The sequence below is a fragment of the Rubrobacter taiwanensis genome, from assembly GCF_004337705.1.
Classification (GTDB): Bacteria; Actinomycetota; Rubrobacteria; order Rubrobacterales; family Rubrobacteraceae; genus Rubrobacter_C; species Rubrobacter_C taiwanensis.
This window is the reverse complement of sequence record NZ_SKBU01000018.1, coordinates 75,488-95,392: the sequence shown is the minus strand read 5'-3', so window position 1 is coordinate 95,392 and position 19,905 is coordinate 75,488. Positions and strand designations below refer to the sequence as shown.

General features: G+C 67.3%; 17 protein-coding genes. 11 read left to right on the top strand and 6 right to left on the bottom strand.

Annotated elements, in window-relative coordinates:
- Positions 1-53 precede the first annotated feature (53 nt).
- Positions 54-1,292 (top strand): S8 family peptidase, encoded by a 1,239-nt coding sequence (locus E0L93_RS10965; protein WP_165874306.1) that lies wholly within the window; start codon positions 54-56, stop codon positions 1,290-1,292.
- A gap of 5 nt (positions 1,293-1,297) precedes the next feature.
- Here the strand turns inward: E0L93_RS10965 and E0L93_RS10960 are convergent, their stop codons facing one another.
- Positions 1,298-2,641: an NAD(P)/FAD-dependent oxidoreductase gene (locus E0L93_RS10960; RefSeq protein WP_132691828.1), complete on the bottom strand. Its 1,344-nt coding sequence runs from the start codon at positions 2,639-2,641 to the stop codon at positions 1,298-1,300.
- A gap of 126 nt (positions 2,642-2,767) precedes the next feature.
- On the opposite strand from E0L93_RS10960, the gene E0L93_RS10955 reads away from it, so the two are divergent.
- A complete protein-coding gene (locus E0L93_RS10955; RefSeq protein WP_132691827.1) occupies positions 2,768-3,343 on the top strand; it encodes a class I SAM-dependent methyltransferase in 576 nt (191 codons plus the stop codon).
- On the opposite strand, the gene E0L93_RS10950 is transcribed toward E0L93_RS10955, so the two are convergent.
- A complete protein-coding gene (locus E0L93_RS10950; protein ID WP_243638204.1) occupies positions 3,340-3,579 on the bottom strand; it encodes a GlsB/YeaQ/YmgE family stress response membrane protein in 240 nt (79 codons plus the stop codon). The genes E0L93_RS10955 and E0L93_RS10950 overlap by 4 nt on opposite strands.
- Positions 3,580-3,817: 238 nt before the next feature.
- On the opposite strand from E0L93_RS10950, the gene E0L93_RS10945 reads away from it, so the two are divergent.
- From E0L93_RS10945 to pssA, 3 genes are read left to right on the top strand one after another with little or no spacing between them, the layout of a single operon-like run.
- Positions 3,818-4,318, top strand: coding sequence for a class I SAM-dependent methyltransferase (locus E0L93_RS10945; protein WP_243638203.1), 501 nt, complete (start codon positions 3,818-3,820; stop codon positions 4,316-4,318).
- Positions 4,315-4,956, top strand: coding sequence for a phosphatidylserine decarboxylase (locus E0L93_RS10940; RefSeq protein ID WP_132691823.1), 642 nt, complete (start codon positions 4,315-4,317; stop codon positions 4,954-4,956). Before E0L93_RS10945 ends, E0L93_RS10940 begins: the two co-directional genes overlap by 4 nt.
- Positions 4,953-5,465: a CDP-diacylglycerol--serine O-phosphatidyltransferase gene (gene pssA, locus E0L93_RS10935; protein WP_132691821.1), complete on the top strand. Its 513-nt coding sequence runs from the start codon at positions 4,953-4,955 to the stop codon at positions 5,463-5,465. Before E0L93_RS10940 ends, pssA begins: the two co-directional genes overlap by 4 nt.
- On the opposite strand, the gene E0L93_RS10930 is transcribed toward pssA, so the two are convergent.
- Entirely contained in the window at positions 5,466-6,671 is a 1,206-nt protein-coding gene (locus E0L93_RS10930) for a trans-sulfuration enzyme family protein (RefSeq protein WP_207890445.1), read from the bottom strand.
- Between the two features lie 52 nt (positions 6,672-6,723).
- Here E0L93_RS10930 and E0L93_RS10925 point away from each other — a divergent pair, with 52 nt between their 5' ends.
- The 3 genes from E0L93_RS10925 (at position 6,724) to odhB (ending at position 11,270) form a co-directional block, all read left to right on the top strand.
- On the top strand, positions 6,724-7,035 hold the full coding sequence (locus tag E0L93_RS10925) for a hypothetical protein (RefSeq protein ID WP_132691819.1): 312 nt from the start codon (positions 6,724-6,726) through the stop codon (positions 7,033-7,035).
- A 199-nt stretch (positions 7,036-7,234) separates the two neighbouring features.
- Complete coding sequence (locus E0L93_RS10920; RefSeq protein WP_207890444.1) at positions 7,235-10,036, top strand: 2-oxoglutarate dehydrogenase E1 component; 2,802 nt, start codon at positions 7,235-7,237, stop codon at positions 10,034-10,036.
- Entirely contained in the window at positions 10,026-11,270 is a 1,245-nt protein-coding gene (gene odhB / locus E0L93_RS10915) for a 2-oxoglutarate dehydrogenase complex dihydrolipoyllysine-residue succinyltransferase (RefSeq protein ID WP_132691817.1), read from the top strand. Before E0L93_RS10920 ends, odhB begins: the two co-directional genes overlap by 11 nt.
- A gap of 135 nt (positions 11,271-11,405) precedes the next feature.
- Here odhB and E0L93_RS10910 read toward each other — a convergent pair whose 3' ends face one another.
- The 3 genes from E0L93_RS10910 to E0L93_RS10900 form a co-directional block, all read right to left on the bottom strand.
- A complete protein-coding gene (locus E0L93_RS10910; protein WP_132691815.1) occupies positions 11,406-13,022 on the bottom strand; it encodes an IS1634 family transposase in 1,617 nt (538 codons plus the stop codon).
- Between the two features lie 169 nt (positions 13,023-13,191).
- Positions 13,192-13,995 carry an HD-GYP domain-containing protein gene (locus E0L93_RS15855; RefSeq protein ID WP_165874305.1) on the bottom strand — a complete coding sequence of 268 codons (804 nt, stop codon included), beginning with the start codon at positions 13,993-13,995 and terminating at the stop codon, positions 13,192-13,194.
- A gap of 871 nt (positions 13,996-14,866) precedes the next feature.
- Complete coding sequence (locus E0L93_RS10900; RefSeq protein WP_132691811.1) at positions 14,867-15,619, bottom strand: GNAT family N-acetyltransferase; 753 nt, start codon at positions 15,617-15,619, stop codon at positions 14,867-14,869.
- Between the two features lie 195 nt (positions 15,620-15,814).
- Here E0L93_RS10900 and acs point away from each other — a divergent pair, with 195 nt between their 5' ends.
- The 3 genes from acs (at position 15,815) to phaC (ending at position 19,829) form a co-directional block, all read left to right on the top strand.
- Positions 15,815-17,749: an acetate--CoA ligase gene (gene acs / locus E0L93_RS10895; RefSeq protein ID WP_132691809.1), complete on the top strand. Its 1,935-nt coding sequence runs from the start codon at positions 15,815-15,817 to the stop codon at positions 17,747-17,749.
- 205 nt (positions 17,750-17,954) lie between these two features.
- Positions 17,955-18,758 carry an E3 binding domain-containing protein gene (locus E0L93_RS16140; RefSeq protein ID WP_207890443.1) on the top strand — a complete coding sequence of 268 codons (804 nt, stop codon included), beginning with the start codon at positions 17,955-17,957 and terminating at the stop codon, positions 18,756-18,758.
- A 3-nt stretch (positions 18,759-18,761) separates the two neighbouring features.
- Positions 18,762-19,829, top strand: a complete 1,068-nt coding sequence (gene phaC, locus E0L93_RS10885) for a class III poly(R)-hydroxyalkanoic acid synthase subunit PhaC (protein ID WP_132691807.1) — start codon at positions 18,762-18,764, stop codon at positions 19,827-19,829.
- The last annotated feature ends 76 nt before the right edge of the window (positions 19,830-19,905 follow it).

Genomic DNA, 19,905 nt, shown 5'->3' with positions numbered 1-19,905 from the left:
GCACCGGCGGGAGTCCGGTGCCGCGCCGCTTCACCTAAGGCGAAGGGGGGATCGTGATACGCAGCAGGCGTCACCTGTGGGTTCTGGTTACGGCCGCGGCGGTGGCGGCCGCTCTGCTCGCTCTCGCCTCCGCCGCCCGGGGACAGGCGGAGCCCGCGGTGGACCGGGACGCCCGGGGAATCCCTTATGTAGCGGGAGAGCTCGTCGTGGCGTACCGGGCGGGGGCGAATCCCGCGCAGGTGCTGAACACCGTCGAGACCCGGCTCGGCGGGATCACTACCGCCGTCGAGGTGGAGAAGGACCTGCCGGCGCTGGGCGTTCAGGTTCTCTCCGTCCCCGCCATACAGAACCGGCGCTCGCAGGAGAGGCGGCAGGAGGCGCTCGAGAGGGTGCGGCGGGCGCTGGAGCGGAGTCCGGCCGTCGCGGCCGCGGACTACAACTACCTCCGGACGCCGGGTTGGGTTCCCAACGACCCGCGTTTCCGGGAGCAGTGGGGGCACCGGAAGGTCGGCCTGCCGCGGGCCTGGGACCGGGCCCGGGGCGGGGGAGTTAGGATCGCCGTTCTGGACACCGGCATTGCTCAGGGGCACCCGGAGCTGAGACCGAAGGTCGTTCTCCAGCGGGACTTCGTGGACGGTGACGGGGTGGCCGAGGACCGGGACGGACACGGCACGCACGTGGCCGGGATAGCCGCCGCGGTTACCAACAACGGGCAGGGAGTGGCCGGGACGTGTCCGGCCTGTCGGCTCATGGTGGGGAGGATCGTGGGCCCGTACGGGGCCTCCGTGGCGGACGGGATCGAAGGCATGAAGTGGGCGGCGGATCGGGGAGCCCGGGTCATAAACCTCTCCCTGGGAGGCCCCGGTTACGTGGCAGCCGAGGCCCGGGCCGTGAACTACGCCTGGAGGCGGGGGGCGGTGATCGTGGCGGCCGCCGGGAACGAGAGCACCGACACGCCGATCTACCCGGCGGCCTACGGCAACGCCGTGGCGGTAGCCGCAACCAATCAGAAGGACGGCCGCGCGCGCTTCTCCAACTTCGGGAGCTGGGTGGACATCTCCGCCCCCGGCGTCGGGATACTCTCCACCTTCCCCGGCGGCTACCGGAGCCTGAGCGGCACCAGCATGGCCGCGCCCTACGTCTCCGGGACCGCGGGGCTGCTGGCCGGCAGGGGCTACGGCAAGTTCCAGATCCGCAACCGCATCCTAGACACCGCCGTAGATCTAGGACCGCGCGGCAAGGACCCCTACTACGGGCACGGCCGGCTGAATGCCGCGGCGGCGGTCAGGTAGCCCGCTCAGAGCCCCAGGTCCGAGGTGTCCGGGGGAAAGACGTAGTCCAGCGCCCAGTCCATCAGCACCCGCACGCGCTTCTGGCGGTCGGTGAGGCGCTGCAGATGCACCGCGCGCTCCAGGGCGTGTCCCAGAGTGCCGCTCAGCTTCCAGCCCATCACTTCGGAGAGTGCGAACGCGCCGCCGATCTCGATGAGCTGGCCGAGCGGCCGGTACTCGAACTCCCGCGGCTCTCCTTCGGTGAGGCTGGCGTAGACGTTGTGCGCCACGACCTCGCTCTCCTGGACGGCTCCCTGCGCCGTCGGGGGGACGGGGTTCCCGTCCGGTCCCGGGGCCGAGGCCGCGTCTCCGAGCGCCCACACTCCCTCGTGTCCCGGGAGCTGCAGGCGCTCGTTCACGACGATCCGGTTCATCTTATCCTTCTCGGCGGTCATGCTCTCCAGAACCTCCGAGCCGCGGCCTCCGGCGCTCCAGAGCACGGTCCGGGCGGGGATGAACTCCCCGCTCCGGAAGCTAAGACCCTCGGGGGAGACCTCGGAGACGAAGTCTCCCGTGTGCACCTCGATGCCGAGGTTCGTCAGCCGCCGCCGCCCGACCTCCCGCAGGGCCGGGTCTATCTCGGGCAGTATCTCCGGCAGGCCCTCGGCCAGAACGAGGCGCACCTGGCCGTAGTCTACCCAGGGGTAGTCGGGACGGATGCCCTTGTGGATGAGGTTGTGGATCTGGCCCGCGGCCTCCACGCCCGAGTAGCCGCCGCCGACCACGGCGAAGGTGAGCAGGCCGGGCGGGTAGTCGTCGGGGCGCAGGGCGGCCGCCTCCTCGAACCGCCCGATGACCGCGTTGCGCATCCTAAGCCCGTCCCGGATGTCCCAGAGCCTGAGGGAGTGCTCTTCGGCCCCCTCGACGCCGAAGTAGGCGGGCTGGCCGCCGAGGGCTATGACCAGAAGCTCGTACTCCAGCGGTCCCCGGGAGGTCTGTACGATTCTGTTTTCGAGGTCTATGCCCTCCACCTCGGCCCGCAGGAAGTTGACGCCCGCGCGGTGGAGGTGCCGCCGCAGCGGGATGGCGATGTGCCGCACCTCGGTGTTGCCCGAGATCACATCCGGCACCAGCGGCTGGAAGGTGAAGAAGTTGTCCCGGGCCACCAGCAGCACCGAGGTCCCGGCGTAGCTCTTCAGGCGCTCGCCGAGCCTGAGCGCGGTGTAGAAGCCTCCGAATCCGCCACCGAGGATCAGGACCCGCCGGCCTCCGGAGCGCGGCTGGGGGAAGCCCTCCCGGGACCGTCTCAGGGCCCGTACCGCCCCCGCGGCGGCCAGAGCGCCGCCCGCCGTTATCAGGGCCTTCTTCATGATCGTCCTCCCCGGTGCGTGCTCCTCTTACTCATGGGCGTGGACACCTCCTGCAAACGCACCTGGCCTTCCAGGCGGAACGTACCCGCTCCGCGGGGGAGGCTAACCTGATATAACGGAGACAAGATGTACGGCAGACTCTACGACGCCGCACTCGCCGTTCCGGAGAGGGCCGGGCTGCGGGAGCTGCGGCGGGAGGTTCTCGCCGGACTGCGGGGCCGGGTGCTGGAGCTTGGGGTCGGGACCGGCCTGAACTTCCCGCTATACCCGCCGGAGTTGGACGAACTCGTCGGGGTGGACCCGGACGAGTCCATGCTGGGCCGGGCCCGGGAACGGGCCCGGGGAGCTCCTTTCCCCGTCCGGCTGGTGGTGGCTGCGGCCGAAGATCTGCCGTTCGAGGCCGGGAGCTTCGACGCGGCGGCGGCGACGCTGGCGATGTGCACCGTCCCCGCCCCGGAGCGGGCTCTGAGAGAGGCCCGCCGGGTGCTGCGGCCCGGCGGCGAGCTCCGGTTGCTGGAGCACGTGCGGGCGGACCGTATCGGCCGGTTGCAGGAGCTGGCCACGCCGGTCTGGAAGCGGGTCGCGGGCGGGTGCCACCTGGACCGGGAGACGCTGAAGTACGTACGGGAGGCCGGCTTCGAAGTGGAGCGGGTCGAACGGCGGCTCGGGGGCGTGCTGCTGAGCGTCTTCGCCCGCAGCTAGACGCGGCGGCCGGCGACGAGGCGGTAGATCAGGAGCACGATGAAGGCGCCCACCACCGCGACGCCGAAGCTCGCCAGATCGAACCCTATGGCCAGGGGGCGGCCCGTGGCCTGCGTGTAGAGGAAGCCGCCGAGCAGAGCTCCTGCCACGCCGAGCAGCAGCGTTCCCAAGCACCCGATGGGGTCCCGGCCCGGCATCAGGAAGCGGGCGGCAGCTCCGGCCAGCAGGCCGATCACGATCCAGCCGATGACGCTCGCGATATACAGGGTGTGACCTCCTTCATCGCCACAGCACGACCGTACGGATTACATTTCCCGTGCGACGGTGCCCTCAAACCCGGTTGATCCGGGGCAGGGTCGATTGTAAATTAGATTCTATGCTGCCTGACTCCTTCACCGGTTCGTGAGAAGCTCCATACAAGATCGCATCAGCTTCCTCCGATCCTTCCTGGCCAATCCCCGGCAGGTCGGGGCCGTGCTGCCCACGTCGCGGCGGGCGGTCCGGGATCTGCTGGATCCGGCGGACCTCTCCGGCGCCCGCACGGTCGTGGAGTTCGGGGCGGGCACGGGCGTCTGTACGCGTGAGATCCTGAAGCGGCTCGGGCCCGATGCCCGGCTTCTGGCTTTCGAGCTGGACCGGAGCCTGGCGCGGCTCGTCTCTGAGGAGCTCGGCAGCGACCCCCGCCTCCGCGTCATAAACGACTCGGCGGAGAACGTCACGCTCTATCTGGAGGACGAGCCCGCGGACGTGATCGTCTCGGCGCTGCCCTTCACCACCCTTCCGGCGGAGCTGCGCCGGAGCGTCCTGGGAGCCGCGCACCGGGCGCTTGCGCCGGGCGGCATCTTCCTGGTGCTCCAGTACTCGCCCTTAATCAGGGCCGAACTCGAGGCGCTCTTCGGCGGGGTGAGGTTCCGCTTCTCTCCGCTCAACGTCCCGCCCGCCTTCCTCTTCGCCTGTGAGAAGGTTCCCCGGTGACCCGGCAGAGCTGGAACGAGGCGAAGCGTTACGTGCTGACCCCGCTCTTCGCCGGGGCGCTGCTGCTGGCGCTCGGGCGCAGGTCGGGCTGGCTCGGCGTTCTGGCGGCGGCTGTCGCCGCCCTCTTCTTCCGTGACCCGGAGCGGCCGCTCGTCCCGGAGCCCGGGGTGGTGTACGCCGCGGCGGACGGCGCTGTGACCGGGGTGGAGAAGGTGCGCGACCCCTGGCTGCCGGGCGGGGAGGCGGTCAGGATCTCCACCTTCCTCTCGCTACACGACGTGCACGTCAACCGCAGTCCGGTGAGCGGACGGGTTGTGGGAGTAGAAGAGGTAAAGGGCGGATTCTTCCCGGCGCTCTTCGAGCGCTCCGGAGAGAACCACCGGAACCGGATCGCCATAGACGGTGAGTTCGGACGGGTGGTGGTGGTGCAGATCTCGGGCATGATCGCGCGCAGGATCGCCTGCTGGGTCGGGGCGGGCGACCGCCTGCGTGCCGGGCAGCGCATCGGGCTCATCCACTTCGGCTCCCGTACGGACGTTCTCCTGCCGGACGGGAGCGCCGAGGTGCTGGTGAGGCCGGGGGAGCGGGTCAGGGCGGGTGCGACGCCGCTGGCGCGCTACCGGAGGGGCGATGCATGAGGCGCTTCGTCACGCTGCCGAACCTCATCACGACGGGCAATCTGGCGGCCGGCTTTCTGGCGCTGGCGCTCGTCGCACACTCCCGGCTGCTCCCGGCCGTCGGGCTGGTCGTGCTCGCGGCTGCGCTGGACTCGCTCGACGGCCGGGTCGCTCGGGAGAAGCTGGAGGAGAACGAGTTCGGCACCACGCTCGATTCGCTGTCCGACCTCGTCTCCTTCGGCGCGGTGCCGGCGCTGGCGCTGTACGTGAGCGCCTCGGGAGGAATTCCGGCCCTGCTGATCGCTCTTCTGTACCTCGTCTGCGGGGCGTGGCGGCTGGCCCGGTTCTCGACGCTCAGGGATGCCGGAGTGTTCCTGGGACTCCCGATCCCGCCCGCAGGCGTGGCGGCGATGCTGGCCGTGCTCGCCGCTCCGCCGCCCGTCGCTCTGGGTGTGACGGGCGTGCTCGCGGTCCTGATGGTCAGCTCGCTCCCCTTCCCGAAGCTGGACTCCGTTCTGCGCCCGAAGTAGCTACACCTCCCGGAGGGCGCGTTCGAGGTCTTCCAGCAGGTCGTCCGGATTCTCGATGCCGGCCGAGAGGCGGATGAGGCCCTCCCGGATCCCGAGCCGCTCGCGGCGGCCGGGCGAGAGGTCGCGGTGGGAGGTAGTGGCCGGATGGATGGCCAGAGTGTAGACGTCCCCGAGGGTGGGAGCGCGCACGCAGAGCTCGAGCGCGTCCAGGAAGCGGAAGGCCGCCTCCCGGCTGTCCTCGGCCAGCTCGAAGGCCAGCACGGCTCCGGGGCGGTCCATCACGCGCTCTGCGACCTCACGGTCCGGGTGATCCGGGAGGCCCGGGTAATGGACGCGGGAGACCTTCGGGTGCTCTGCTAGGTGTCGGGCGATCTCGGCGGCGTTCTCGCACTGCCGCTGCATGCGCAGCGAGAGGGTCTTGAGACCGCGCAGGGAGAGCCAGGCCTCGAAGGGGCCCAGGATGCCGCCGACGAGCTTGGCCAGTTCGTAGAGGGCGTCCCCGTAGGGGGCGTCCGCGACGGCGGCCCCGCTCGTGACGTCGCCGTGGCCGCTCAAAAACTTGGTGGCGCTGTAGATCACGATGTCCGCTCCGAGGTCCAGAGGACGTTGCAGGTAGGGGGTTAGGAAGGTGTTGTCCACCAGCACGGCGGTCCCGGCATCACGGGCGAGCTCCGCTATGCGGGGCACGTCCGCCACCCGCAGCAGCGGGTTCGAGACCGACTCCAGAAAGAGGGCGGTGGGGGAGAAGCCCTTCAGCTGCTCCTCGATCGCTTCCAGGTCGTAGGCGTCCACGAAGCGCGTCTTCACGCCCAGAGCGTCGAAGACCTTCACCAGCAGGGAGGAGGTAGAGCCGAAGATCTGCTCGGCCGCCAGCACCCGGCTCCCGCTTCCCACGCCCGCCGCCAGCAGGGCGGCGTGCACCGCCGCCATCCCGGAGCCGAAGGCCACCGCCCGCCCGGAGCCCTCCAGCGCGGCTATGGCCTGCTCGAAAGCGGTCACGGTCGGGTTGCCGTAGCGAGTGTAGCTGTAGCCGGGCTCCTCGCCGCCCAGTACCCGGTCGGTAGTGGCGATGCCCGGGTGCGAGAAGGTGGTGGATGAGTATATGGGGGTTGCGGTCGGGGAGTGGTCTCTGAGCGGGAGCCGCTCTCCGGCGTGGACCGCGCGGGTGTCGAAGTGCGCCACGGGTGCCTCCCTCTCTCTTCGCAAGCGTCAGATCTCTTCTGACGTATACTAACGGCCGGAACGGGAGGTGGTCTACGTGGAGAGCCGCATATCCTACTTCGAGCGGATGCTCGAGAGAGACCCTGAGAACCCCACCGGCCTGCTGGCACTGGCCAACGAGTACGAGAAGGCCCGCCGGCCGGAGGACGTGGTGCGGGTGCTCCGGCGCTATATAGCGTCGCACGAAGACGAGGGAAACGCGTACGCCCGGCTCGGTGAGGCGTTGGTCGAGTTCGGCCGGGAAGAGGAGGCGAAGGAGGTCTACCGGCGCGGGATAGAGCGGGCGCTGGCGCACGAGCACGGCGAGCTGGCCGGGGAGATGCGGCTCGCGCTGGAGCAGCTGGAGTAGCGCTGCAACGAGCCGGGTATCGGTTATCATTAGGGAAGGTTATGATGCTGTCATTCCCCCGAGGGGAAGTGGAGAGAGGCACGCCGGGGTCCGGTGTGGATCCTCCCTCCGGCGTGCTCCTGCTATAGTTTTCCCCCGGCGGGCGCAAGGTATAAAAGGCAGAAGACGGTCTATCAGAGCGCGTAAGGTGTGATGTAAATTGAGTAGTCTGACTGGCAGAGAGTTTCACGGGCCGAATCTGGGCTACGTGCTGGAACTCTACGAGGAGTACCGGCGGGACCCGGCCGCCGTGGACGAGGAGCTCCGGGAGTTCTTCGAGGGCTGGGTGCCCGGCGAACCGGCGGCGGACGGGGTACGGGCCGGGGTGGATGTGGAGAAGGTGGTGGCCGCGGCCCGCTACTTCCGGTGCATCCGCGACTTCGGCCACACGGCGGCGCGGCTCGATCCTCTAGGCAGCGAGCCGGCCGGAGATCCCACACTCGACCCCGAGTTTCACGGCATCACCGAGGGCGAGCTTGAGAATCTCCCGGCCACCATCCCCGGGGGGCCGGTCTCCGGACGGGTTTCGAATGCGCGCGAGGCCGCCCGGGAGCTCCGGCGCATCTACTGCGGAACGACCGGCTACGACTTCTCGCACATCTACCGGCCGGAAGAGCGCACCTGGCTGCGGGACGCCGTCGAGTCCGAGCGATTCAAGGAGGAGCTTCAGGGCGAAGACGCTCTGCGGCTCCTGAGGCGTCTGACCCGGGTGGACACCTTCGAGAAGTACCTGCACCGCACTTTCTTGGGCCAGAAGCGGTTCTCCGTCGAGGGCACGGACGTGGTGGTGCCGATGCTCAACACGCTCGTGCGGGCCGCCAACGAGGCCGAGATCCCGGAGGTCGTAATGGGTATGGCGCACCGGGGACGGCTCAACGTACTCGCGCACGTGTTGAACAAGCCGTACCAGAAGATCTTCGGCGAGTTCGAGCAGAAGGGTGGGGACTCGGCCGTCTCCGAGAACGAGGGGCAGGGATGGGTCGGCGACGTGAAGTACCACCTCGGCATCCGGGGCTTCTACCTGGAGGACGGCGAGGAGGACTCCAAGGTGCTCATCAACCTGGCGCCGAACCCGAGCCACCTGGAGCATGTCAACCCGGTCGTGGAGGGGCTCACGCGGGCCGCGCAGGAGAAGCGGGACGCCGCCGGGCCGCCCGAGCGAAGCGACGAGGCCTCCATGACCATCGTGCTGCACGGGGATGCGGCCTTCCCGGGTGAGGGCATCGTGGCCGAGACGCTCAACCTCTCGCGCCTGCCCGGGTACACGACGGGCGGCACGATCCACATCATAATCAACAACCAGCTCGGGTTCACGACCGAGCCCAGCGACGCCCGCTCCACCAACTACGCGAGCGACCTGGCGAAGGGGTTTGAGATCCCGGTCGTGCACGTCAACGCTGACGATCCCGAGGCGTGCCTTGCGGCGGCGCGCATGGCCTGGGCCTACCGGGAGACCTTCCACAAGGACTTCATGATCGACCTCATCGGCTACCGGCGGTGGGGACACAACGAGGGTGATGAGCCGGCCTTCACCCAGCCCGAGATGTACGAGAAGATCCGCAACCACCCGCCGGTGCGGCAGATCTACGCCCGGAAGCTGGAGGAGCGGGGCATCATCAACGCCGAGGAGGCCGAGCGGATCGCAAGAGAGTTCTACGAGCGGATGGACGAGATCCGCAAGGGTTCTGCGGAGGAGGACCTGGGTTCCGAGACCATCGAGGAGCCCTACACGCCGCTGGCCGAGATCCCGGAGACCGGCGTCCCGGTGGAGAAGCTGCTGGAGCTCAACCGCTCGCTGCTGGAGCTGCCCGAGGGCTTCAATCCGGAGCCCAAGCTGTGGCGGTTGATGCAGAAGAACCGGGGCGGTCTGGACGAGGAGGGCCGGGTGGACTGGGCGCACGCCGAGGCACTGGCCTTCGCCTCGCTGCTCGCGGACGGCGTGCCGATCCGGCTCACCGGCCAGGACACCGAGCGGGGCACCTTCTCCCAGCGGCACTCCGTACTGCACGACGTGAAGACCGGCGGCCGGCACGTGCCGCTGCAGGCGCTGCCACAGGCCAGGGCGTCCTTCGCGGTGCACAACAGCCCGCTCACCGAGGCTGCCACCCTGGGCTTCGAGTACGGCTACAGCCTGAATGCGCCGGAGGCGCTGGTGCTGTGGGAGGCCCAGTACGGGGACTTTGCCAACGTCGGGCAGGCCATAATAGATCAGTTCATCTCCTCCGGGCACGCGAAATGGGGGCAGTCCTCCGGCCTGACGCTCCTACTGCCGCACGGCTACGAGGGGCAGGGGCCGGAGCACTCCAGCGCGCGGCTGGAGCGCTACCTGCAGTTGTGCGCGCGGGAGAACATGCGGGTCGCCAACTGCACGACGGCGGCGCAGTACTTCCACCTGCTCCGGTGCCAGGCGGCGCTGCTGCGGGAGAACCCGCGGCCGCTGGTGCTCATGACCCCTAAGAGCCTGCTCCGGCACCCGGCCAGCTCGTCCCACATCCGGGAGCTGGCCGAGGGGCGTTTCCGGCCCGTCATAGACGACCCGAAGGCTCGGGACCGGCGGGATTCGGTGCGGCGGCTGGTGCTGTGCAGCGGCAAGATCTACGTGGACATGGACACCAGCGACCACCGCGAGGAGGCCGAAGATGTGGCTATCGCGCGGGTCGAGCTCCTCTACCCCTTCCCGGAGGAGGAGCTGGCGAGGGTCATCGATAGCTACCCCAACCTGCGGGAGATCGTCTGGGTTCAGGAGGAGCCCAGGAACATGGGAGCGTGGTTCTTCATGGAGCCCCGCCTGCGGCAGCTCGTGGGCGGAGAGCTTCCCATCTCCTACATCGGCAAGCCGGCCCGGCCGGCTCCGGCTCAGGGGTCGGCCAGATTCCACGCCCGCGAGCAGGCCGGTATCGTGCGGGCGGCCTTCGATAATGTAAAGAGTTCCAGGGAGCGAGAGGTGAGAAGTGTCGGTTGAGATCCGGGTCCCCGAGCTCGGCGAGTCGGTAGTCGATGCCACGGTAGGCCGCTGGCTCAAGAAAGAGGGCGAGGCCGTAACCGCCGGCGAACCGCTGGTGGAGCTGGAGACGGACAAGATCAACTTCGAGGTTGAGGCCGAGCAGGACGGGGTGCTGGCCAGCGTCCTGAAGGAGGAGGGTGAGACCGTCGGCATCGGGGATGTCCTCGGTACTCTGGGCGAGGGCGACGGAGCGCCCCGGCCGGAGGCCGAAGCGGAGGAACCGGAGGCCGCCGAGGAGCCTGTGGAGGACGGCCGGGAGGCCGCTGCCGGGGGCCGGGCCGCTCCGTCGGTGAGGAAGCTGGCCGAGGAGCACGGCGTGGACCTTTCGGAGATCTCCGGGAGCGGTCCGGGCGGCAGGATTACGCGCGAGGATGTGGAGCAGCGCATCGGGGTCGAAGAGGAAGAGAAGCCTCCGGCTCCGCCTGCGGAGGAGGACGGCAAGCGCGCCGAGCCCGCCGCCGAGGAGAAGCCCGCTCCGCAGCCCGCCCGCGACGGCCGCGAGGAGCGCATTCGCATGTCGCGGCGGCGCCAGACCATCGCGAAGCGGCTGGTCGAGGCGCAGCAGAACGCGGCGATGCTCACCACCTTCAACGAGGTGGACATGAGTGCCGTGATGGATCTGCGGGCGCGCCGGAAGGAAGCGTTCCAAGAGCGGCACGGCGTGAGGCTCGGCTTCATGTCGTTCTTCACGAAGGCTGTGATCGGGGCGCTCAAGGCCTTCCCGGAGCTGAACGCCGAGATCCAGGGCGACGAGATCGTCCTCAAGCGCTACTACGACATCGGGGTGGCGGTCTCGACCGAGGAAGGGCTGGTAGTCCCCGTGGTGCGCGATGCCGACCGCAAGGACTTCGCGCAGCTGGAGCGCGAGATCTACGAGCTCAGCGTGAAGGCCCGCGAGCGCAGGCTGGGTCTGGAGGAGCTGCAGGGTGGCACGTTCACCATAACCAACGGCGGCGTCTTCGGCTCGCTGCTCTCGACCCCGATCCTGAACGCCCCCCAGGTAGGCATCCTGGGCATGCACAAGGTGGAGGAGCGCCCCGTCGTGGTGGATGGCGAGATTGTCATCCGTCCGATGATGTACGTGGCGCTCTCCTACGACCACCGCATCGTGGACGGCCGGGAAGCGGTGAGCTTCCTGGTGCGCGTCAAGGAGCTGATCGAGGACCCGGAGGCGCTGCTGCTGGAAGGCTGACGGGAAGCGCAGCGGGTTCTTTCGGGGGCGGCCCTTCCGGCCGCCCTTCTTCTATCTCGACTTTGACACCTTGGTCCTTGAAAACCCTTGAAACACAAGGCTTTCTTGGGCGCACGGGGGCTGCGTACCACTACACTACCCGGCGGGGGTCGTGGCGGGACGTGGCATCGGCTGGACCCGCGCCGGCGGCCGCAGGCCCACGGCCTTGAAGGCCTCGTAGGCCTGCCCGACCAGCTCGGTGCGGGTGAGGTAGGCCTCGCCGTCCAGCTCCACCGCCACGGCGTGCAGCTGCGAGAGGTCGTGGAGCACGTCCTCGTAGCTCACATCGGGGTTTTGCTGGCGGAGCTTGCGCAACAAGAGGCTCTCCAGGACCAGCGCCAGGAAGCAGACCATGACGTGCCCCCGCACCCGCCGCTCCGTCCAGTGGAACATGGGCCGCAGGTCCAGGGCGGACTTGAGGGTACGGAAGGCGCGCTCGACCCGCCAGAGATCCTTGTAGGCCCGCACCACGGCCTCCGGGTCGAGGTCGGTGTTGGTCCGCAGCAGGTACTTGCCGTCGTAGCGGGCCGCCCGCTTCACGGCATCGGTGTCGACCACCAACGCACCCTGGGGCAGGGCCTTGAGGTAACGGGCCACGAGGCGGTTCCGCAGGAGATCCTTGGCTTGGCCGCGCTCGATCCGCTGCTTCAGGTGCGCCAGGACCGCCTCCCGGGCCTGGCGGTCGTGCTCGGCCTGGAGGGGGTTGTAGCAGAGGATGTAGCGCTGACCGTGGTGGACCACCTGCTTGATCTGGAGCTGGTCGTTCACCTTGCGATACCGCCCCGGCTGGCTCAAGACCGCCTCGGCCTCTCGGTGCCGGCGTAGGGGCATGCCGACGATGTATTCCATCCCCGCCTCCTGGATGGCCCGCAGGATCCGGCGGCTGACCATGCCCCGGTCGGCGACGAAGATCACCCGGCGTAGGTGGAAACGCCTCTTGAGCGCGTCAAGGACGGTCTCCACCGTGGCCTTGTCGGCGGTGTCGCCCGGGAAGACCTCGTGGGCGATGGGGTAGCCGTCCCGGGTCATGAGCACGCCGACCACCAGCTGCGGCCGGTCCGGGCGCTTGTCCCGGGAATAGCCGTAGGCCGCCAAGCTCTCGGGGCCCCCGCCCTCGAAGTAGCTGGATGTTGTGTCCCACATCACCACGTCGACCTCGGTCCAGAACAGGTCGCGGGCCCGGGCGAAGAGGCGGTCTTCGAGGGCTTCCTTATGCTCGGCCAGGACGTCCAGCGCCCGGTAGTAGTGATGCAGCTCCAGCTGCTCGGCTTGGGGCCGGTAGACGCCCTGCAGCCACTGGCGCACCAGACCGCGCTTGGAGCAGGGGTCGGTGAGGCGGTTCAGCACCATGGTGAAGACGGCCTCGGCCACGTCGAAGGCCAGCTGGCGATCTTGCAGGAGGGCCTCGAAGGCCTTGTCCAGTTCGGCTTCTCGCCACAGCCGTTCGAAGATCAGCGCCGGACCCCACTGCTTGGACCAGCGGACGTTCAGGCGCTCCGCCTGTTCTTCGAGCCGGCGCCAGGTGCTCTGAGAGAAGCGGGCCAGGTTCTCGATGAGGGCATCGAGCCGGCCGTCCTGGAGATCCTCCAGCCGGCCCAGGGTGGCGACCACCCGCTGACGGACGCGGACGCCCTGGCGCACGCTTTCGACGAGTTGGAGGTAGGTGCGGGTGGAGCCGTCTTTGTTCTTGAAGGTCTTCTGGCGGATGAACATGGCACAACCATCATAGCACGTTCATGCTTACCATACAAGTGTTTCACGAATACACGTGGCACTACACTTTTGGCCCAAAAGAACCGCCGCCCCATGGAAACCCCTTGATTCATGCGGGTTCTTGGGGCGGCGTGGCACCGAGCAGGGCCGTCAACTGTCAAACCCGAGTCTATACGACCCGCAGCTGCGGAACGCCGCTCCCCGGCGTCTCGGGCCGCGCGTCATCGGGGAAGGCGAAGCGCTCGCCGGCGGCCCGGACGTAGTCTTCGCCTCCGGCGTCCAGCACGGACAGGAATGCCCGCACCACATTGCCGTCCAGCGCCCCGCCGGCGGCATCGGCGAGGGCGCGGCGGGCTTCCGGGGCCGCGGTCTCACCCGCCCCGCCCAGAATCCTCTCCACGTAAGCGTCCGCTACGGCCAGGATCCTGGCTTCGAGCGGGATCCATTCCGCGCGCAGCCGGTCGGGGTATCCGGTCCCGTCCACCCGCTCGTGGTGCCACCTCACCCACTTCGCAGCCTCCTCAAACTCTGGACCGGCGGCCGCGAGTACCTGCTCTCCGCGCACCGGATGCCCGCGATAGAGCCGCCTGCCGAGCGGATTCAGCCGCTCGAGCGGAGCACCCAGAACCTCGCCCGGCAGCCCGGCTAGCCCCACGTCCCGCAGCAGCGCCGCCAGCCGCACCTTCTCTGCGCGCTCGGCGTCCAGTCCCAGCCTGCGTGCGAGATCCGCCGCGTAGACGGCCGCAGCGGCCGCCCGCGCCGGTATCGTGCCATCCTCCTCGCCCAGCAGACGTACCAGCTGCAGCGCGAACGTCAGATTCGAGGTCTTCAGGCTCTCTCGCAACCGCCGGTTCTCTGCTCTGAGCGCTTCGTTCTCCTTCTGCCGGTGCCAGATGAGGTGCAGAGAGGTCAACGCCCCGAACCCGCCGGCGAAGAGCACGAGCGACGCCGCCGGACCGAAGACGGCCAACATGTAAGACGCCCCGAGGACGGTAAGGATGGCCGCTACGTCCGAAGGAACTGTTGGTAGCATAGAGGTATAGAGGATTTGAGTTGCGCGCATTCTATATTTCAAACGCCCGAGAAATAAGGTAATTACGTCGTCTGTTATGTAGTAGACAGCACTAGCGGCTATAACTCCATACGCGAAGGAGTCATCAAAAGGCTGGGAGGAAGAAATCAAAGGTTCGGCAAAAGCTTGGAAAGCGTAGCCCGCAGCCAAGATGATTATAAGGTGGTTGGCGGCATCGTATACCGCCCGGAGTCGTTCCCGACATATCATGGACGGTGCCGCAACCAAGATCGCCCAGAGCGGGCCCAGCCATACCAGAGCCGCCAGCACGACTATATCTACCACCTCGACCGTGTTTCTGCCAAAGGTCACGGGGAAGCGGCGGGAGACGGCGCAAACGACCAGAAGGGTCACCGCCGCGCCCAGAGCCGTCCACGTGACGGTCAGGCCGAAGGAGTAGAGCCAATACAAAACCAACGAGACGGCAACGACGGCCAGCCCGTATATGTATGCACTGACTACCCTGTTGCGCTGCGAGCCGTCCAACCCCCGCCTTTCTGGGATGAGCGAAACCACCCTAACTATATCCGGGAATTCTAGACCGGAGTATGCCTCACGCGCCAGGGTTTCTATAAATATTTAAAGAATTTCGACTCTTACCAAAGACGATTTTTGCCGAACCCGGTCACCGATCTCACCTCCTTCCGCAAGCACGGGAGAGGGGACAGAGTCTTTGCCGCGACCGATACAGCCCCGCTCTGCCCCCTCTCGCTACGTAGCCTACTACCTGTGCGGCTAATTATTCCATTTGGAGGTGGTGATGGGGAAGGGCTCAGGCGTTATAATTCGTGTTTTCCCGCAGAACTTTCTGACGTTTCGCCTCTTGGCTGAGCGAGATCTCGACCCGCTCCACGCCATCCTCCCGGTACATCTTCTCGGGCAGGTCCAGGTGCCGGAGGAGCCGGATCATCGGCCGGTTTCCGGGCATCACCAGCGCGTTCAGGCGCTTCACGCCGCGCTCCTGTGCCGCCCCGACGAGTTCGCGCGTCAGGGCGGAGCCCAGACCCCTGCCCTGCCAGCGGTCCTCCACGACGGCGGCGTACTCGGCGGCCTCCCCGTCTTCCCGGTCGCGGTCGAAGCGCACGACCCCAATGATCTCGTCCGGATCCTCCGGGTCCAGCGCGACGAGCGCGTACCGGTCCTCGCCGTCCACCTCGGCAAAGTAGCGCGCCCGCTCTCCGGTGAGCTCGGGCTTGGGCCCGAAGAAACGCAGCCGGATCGAACGCTCGCTCAGCCGCGAGTGAAACCGCCGCAGCGCCGCCGCGTCCTCGGGCCGGATCTCGCGCACCGGTACCTCCAGACCATCCCTCAGCCTCACCTTCCGCTGCGAACCCACGCTCTCCCGCACCCGGAACAACGCCACAGCAACGCTCGGCGGAGCCCTCAATGCCCCGCCCAGAAAGACGCTCTCCGCGAGCAACCGCTCCGTCACCGCCCGCCGCATCCCCCGGCCGGCAGCCGCCATCCCGGCCAGTGCTTCCACATGCCCGCGCAAGATCCCGGAATGTATGGCCACGCTTCTCATCTCACCCGGAATTCTGCCGCCAAACCACTATATGTGTTGTGCACATATTCACAGGACGGTGTGAATATTTTGATGGCGGGGGGTATTCTGCTGCGGGTGTTTGCCGCATTTGCATTCGGGTATACTTAAAAACCGATAGAGCGGGGGAGGCGTCCTCCGGTCGCATGTTCTCTCAGGGAGAAGGAGGTTTTAGAGATGACGGAGGAGCAGACGCGGGTCCGCACCTATCCGCCGCCGGAGGAATTCGCCGCTCGGGCAAACGTCAGGGACGCCGGCATCTACGAGGAGGCGGCGCGGGATCCCGAGGCTTTCTGGGCCGGGAGGGCCCGGCGGCTGCACTGGTTCAGGGAGTGGGATGAGGTGCTCCGGTGGGACCCGCCCGAGGTGCAGTGGTTCGTGGGCGGCAAGATCAATGCCTCCTACAACTGCCTGGACTACCAGGTAGAGCAGGGGCGGGGTGAGAAGACGGCCATTATCTGGGAGGGTGATGAGCCGGGGGACACCCGCACGCTCACCTACTCGGAGCTGAAGGCCGAGGTCGAGAAGTTTGCCAATGTGCTGAAGTCTCTAGGGGTGAGGCGGGGGGATCCGGTCTCCATCTACCTGCCCATGATTCCGGAGCTTCCCATAGCCATGCTGGCCTGTGCGAGGATCGGGGCTCCGCATTCGGTAGTCTTCGGGGCCTTCAGTGCCAACTCTTTGCGCGACAGGATCAACGACTGCGAGGCCCGGGTGCTTGTGACTGCCGACAGCGGTCCCCGCGGCGGCAAGAGGACGCCGCTCAAGGCCAACTCCGACGAGGCGTTGGAGGATGCGCCGTCGGTGGAGAACGTGGTGGTGGTAAGGCGCACCGGGGACGACGTGAGCATGGTCGAGGGGCGCGACCACTGGTGGCACGAGCTGATGGCCGGGGCCGATCCGGAGTGTCCGGCCGAGGAGATGGACTCGGAGGACATCCTCTACATCCTCTACTCCTCGGGCTCTACGGGCAAGCCCAAGGGCATCGTGCACACCACCGGCGGCTACCTGACCCACGTGAACACCACTACCGACTGGGTCTTCGACCTCAAGGAAGACGACATCTACTGGTGCACGGCGGACATCGGGTGGGTCACCGGCCACTCCTACATTGTCTATGGGCCGCTCTCCAACGGCGCGACGGTCCTGATGTTCGAGGGTACGCCGGCCTATCCGGCGAGCGACCGCTGGTGGGACATAATCGAGCGGCACCGGGTGAACATTCTCTACACTGCTCCGACGGCCATCCGGGCGTTCATGAAGCAGGGGACGGCCGACATTGAGAAGCACGATCTTTCCAGCCTGCGGCTCCTGGGGAGCGTTGGGGAGCCCATCAACCCCAGGGCGTGGGAGTGGTACCACGAGCACGTCGGTGGCGGCCGCTGTCCGGTCGTGGACACCTGGTGGCAGACGGAGACGGGTGGGATCATGATCACGCCGCTGCCCGGGATCACGACGACCAAACCCGGGAGTGCCACGCGGCCCTTCCCCGGCATCTTCGCCGGCATCTACGATGACGCCGGCAACGAGATCGAGGGTGAGGGCTCGGGGAATCTGGTCATCAAGCGCCCGTGGCCGGGGATGCTGCGCACCCTGTATAAGGACCCGCAGCGCTACCGGGAGACCTACTGGGAGAAGTACGGTGATGTGTACTTCGCTGGCGACGGAGCCCGGCGCGACGAGGACGGCTACTTCTGGATCACGGGCCGGGTAGACGACGTGATAAACGTCAGCGGCCACCGCATCTCTACCGCGGAGGTCGAGAGCGCGCTCGTCGGGCATCCCTCGGTCGCCGAGGCGGCGGTCATCGGCCGTCACGACGAGGAGACCGGTCAGGCGATCGTGGCCTATGTGATCCTCGAGGGTGGTCATGAGGGGAATGACGAGATGGCTCAGGAGCTCCGGCAGCAGGTGAGGAAGGTGATCGGGGCCCACGCCCGGCCGCAGGAGATCATCTTCACCCCCGACCTGCCGAAGACGCGGAGCGGCAAGATCATGCGCCGCATCCTGCGCAGGCTCTCGGAGGGGCAGGAGGACCTCGGGGACACGACCACGCTCGCCGATCCGAGCGTCGTGGAGACGCTCAGGGCGCACGCCGGCGGTCGAAGCTAGAGCCCGTTGCCGGCGCGGGGGCGGGAGCGCATCGAGTATGCGCTCCCGCCTTTTCCTGTCGAGGCGCGGTAGAATGCAGAGCGGCACGGTTTCGTAGCGGATTCCGAAAGGAGCGGCGGTAATAATGCCCGAGGCGAAGCAGGGGAATAACCATGCGGATCTCTGGAAGGAGTGGTATGAAACCGCATCCAGGATGTGGAGTCGTATGCTCGTCGATCCCTACGGTCTCTACCGCTACTGGTTCGATCTTATGGAGCGGAGCCGGGATCGCGTGGAGGAGGGCGTCGGCGCGGGCAGCATGCCGGGCATGGGCGGCGTTCCGGGGCCGGATGGCACCGAGGTCCGGGAGAGCATGAAGCGCTGGATGGACAAGTCTGCCGAGACCTACCGGGAGACGGCGTCCGCCTCTCTGGACGCCTTGAAGCTGGCTCCGCGCTGGATGCAGATGATGGAGGAGGTGCGGGAGAACCTGATGAAGGCGGAGAGCCTTCCGGCCGATCCCATGGCCGCCATGCTCCAGTGGTACAACGCCACCAGCGGTCCCTTCTCCAGATTCCTCGAGGACGTGATCCAGCGCGAGGAGTTTCTGGAGGCCTCCAGCCGTTTCTTCGAGCACTACACGAGCGCGTATAAGGTAATGCGCCGCACCTCGGAGGAGTACTGGAGGAATCTCCAGCTCCCCACCCGCTCGGACATAGCGCGGGTGGCGAGCCTCGTCATCGCGCTGGAGGACAAGGTAGACCGCATGGAGGAGGAACTTGAGACCGAAGCCGCCGGCTCCGGCCGGATGGAGGATATGGAGCGGCGCATAGAGCGGGTGGAGCAGAAGCTGGACCGGTTGCTCGCCGCCGTGGAGCGGCTTGAGAGCAGCAACGGGGGCGAGATCCGGGCCACCGAGGCCGCCCGCCGCCGGGCCGCGGAGCTCGGGGTGGACCTCCGGGAGGTCCGGGGAACGGGGGCCGAGGGCCAGATCACGGTCGAGGACGTGCGCAGGAAGGGAGAGAGCTAGGAGATGATCGAGCCGCAGAGCATCATCCCCGGAGATTTCGACGACTTTCTGGATAAGTACCGGCAGGGGATGAAGATAGTCCTGGAAGGTGCGCGCGCCGAGACCGGCCAGACCCCTAAAGAGGTCGTCTGGACCAAGAACAAGGCGAAGCTCTACCGCTACCAGCCGTACGCCGAAAAGCGGCACCGGGTGCCGCTCCTCATCGTCTACGCCCTCATAAACCGGCCCTACGTGCTCGACCTGCTCCCAGGTAACAGCTTTATCGAGTACCTGACCGACGAGGGCTTCGACGTGTATATGCTCGATTGGGGCATCCCCGGCGACGAGGACGCGGGGCTCTCCTTCGAGCACTACGTCATGGACTACATGCGCCGGGCCGCCCACAAGGTGATGCGCACCTCCGGTACGGAGGAGTTCTCCCTGCTTGGCTACTGCATGGGCGGCACGATGAGCGCCATGTACGCCGCCCTCTTCCCGGAGAGGCTGAGGAACCTGATCCTGCTCACCGCTCCGGTGGACTTCGCCACCGAACACATCGGGCTCTACAGGCTCTTCACCGGCGAGAAGTACATGGATGTGGCCGACTTCGTGGACGCCTTCGGTAACATTCCGGGCGAGATGATAGATACCGGCAACCGGATGCTGAAACCCGTCACCAACTACATCGGCACCTACGTCACCATGTGGGACCGTATCATGCAGGACAAGCCGATGGAGACCTGGCTGGCCATGAACAAGTGGGTCAACGACGGCCCCCCCTTCCCCGGCGAGGCGTTTAAGATGTGGATCCGGGACTTCTACCAGCAGAACAAGCTTGTCAAAGGGGAGATCCGGCTCCGCGGCCGCCGGGTGGACCTCTCCAATATCCGCTGCCCGTTCCTCTCTATCGCGGGCAAGAAGGACCACATCTGCACCATCCCGCAGGCCGAAGCGGCTATGGACCTGATCTCCAGCGAGGATAAGGAGTTCTTCGTACTGGATGCTGGGCACGTCGGGCTTATGACCGGTCGCGGTGCGAAGAAGGGACTCTGGCCGAAGGTGAGCGGCTGGCTGGGGCCGCGCTCGAAGTAGGCGCCCGCAGCGCTTCCGCAGTTAGGTGCCCATCACATCTAGTCCGGAACCCCCGGGCTCGTTAATATGCTGGCCG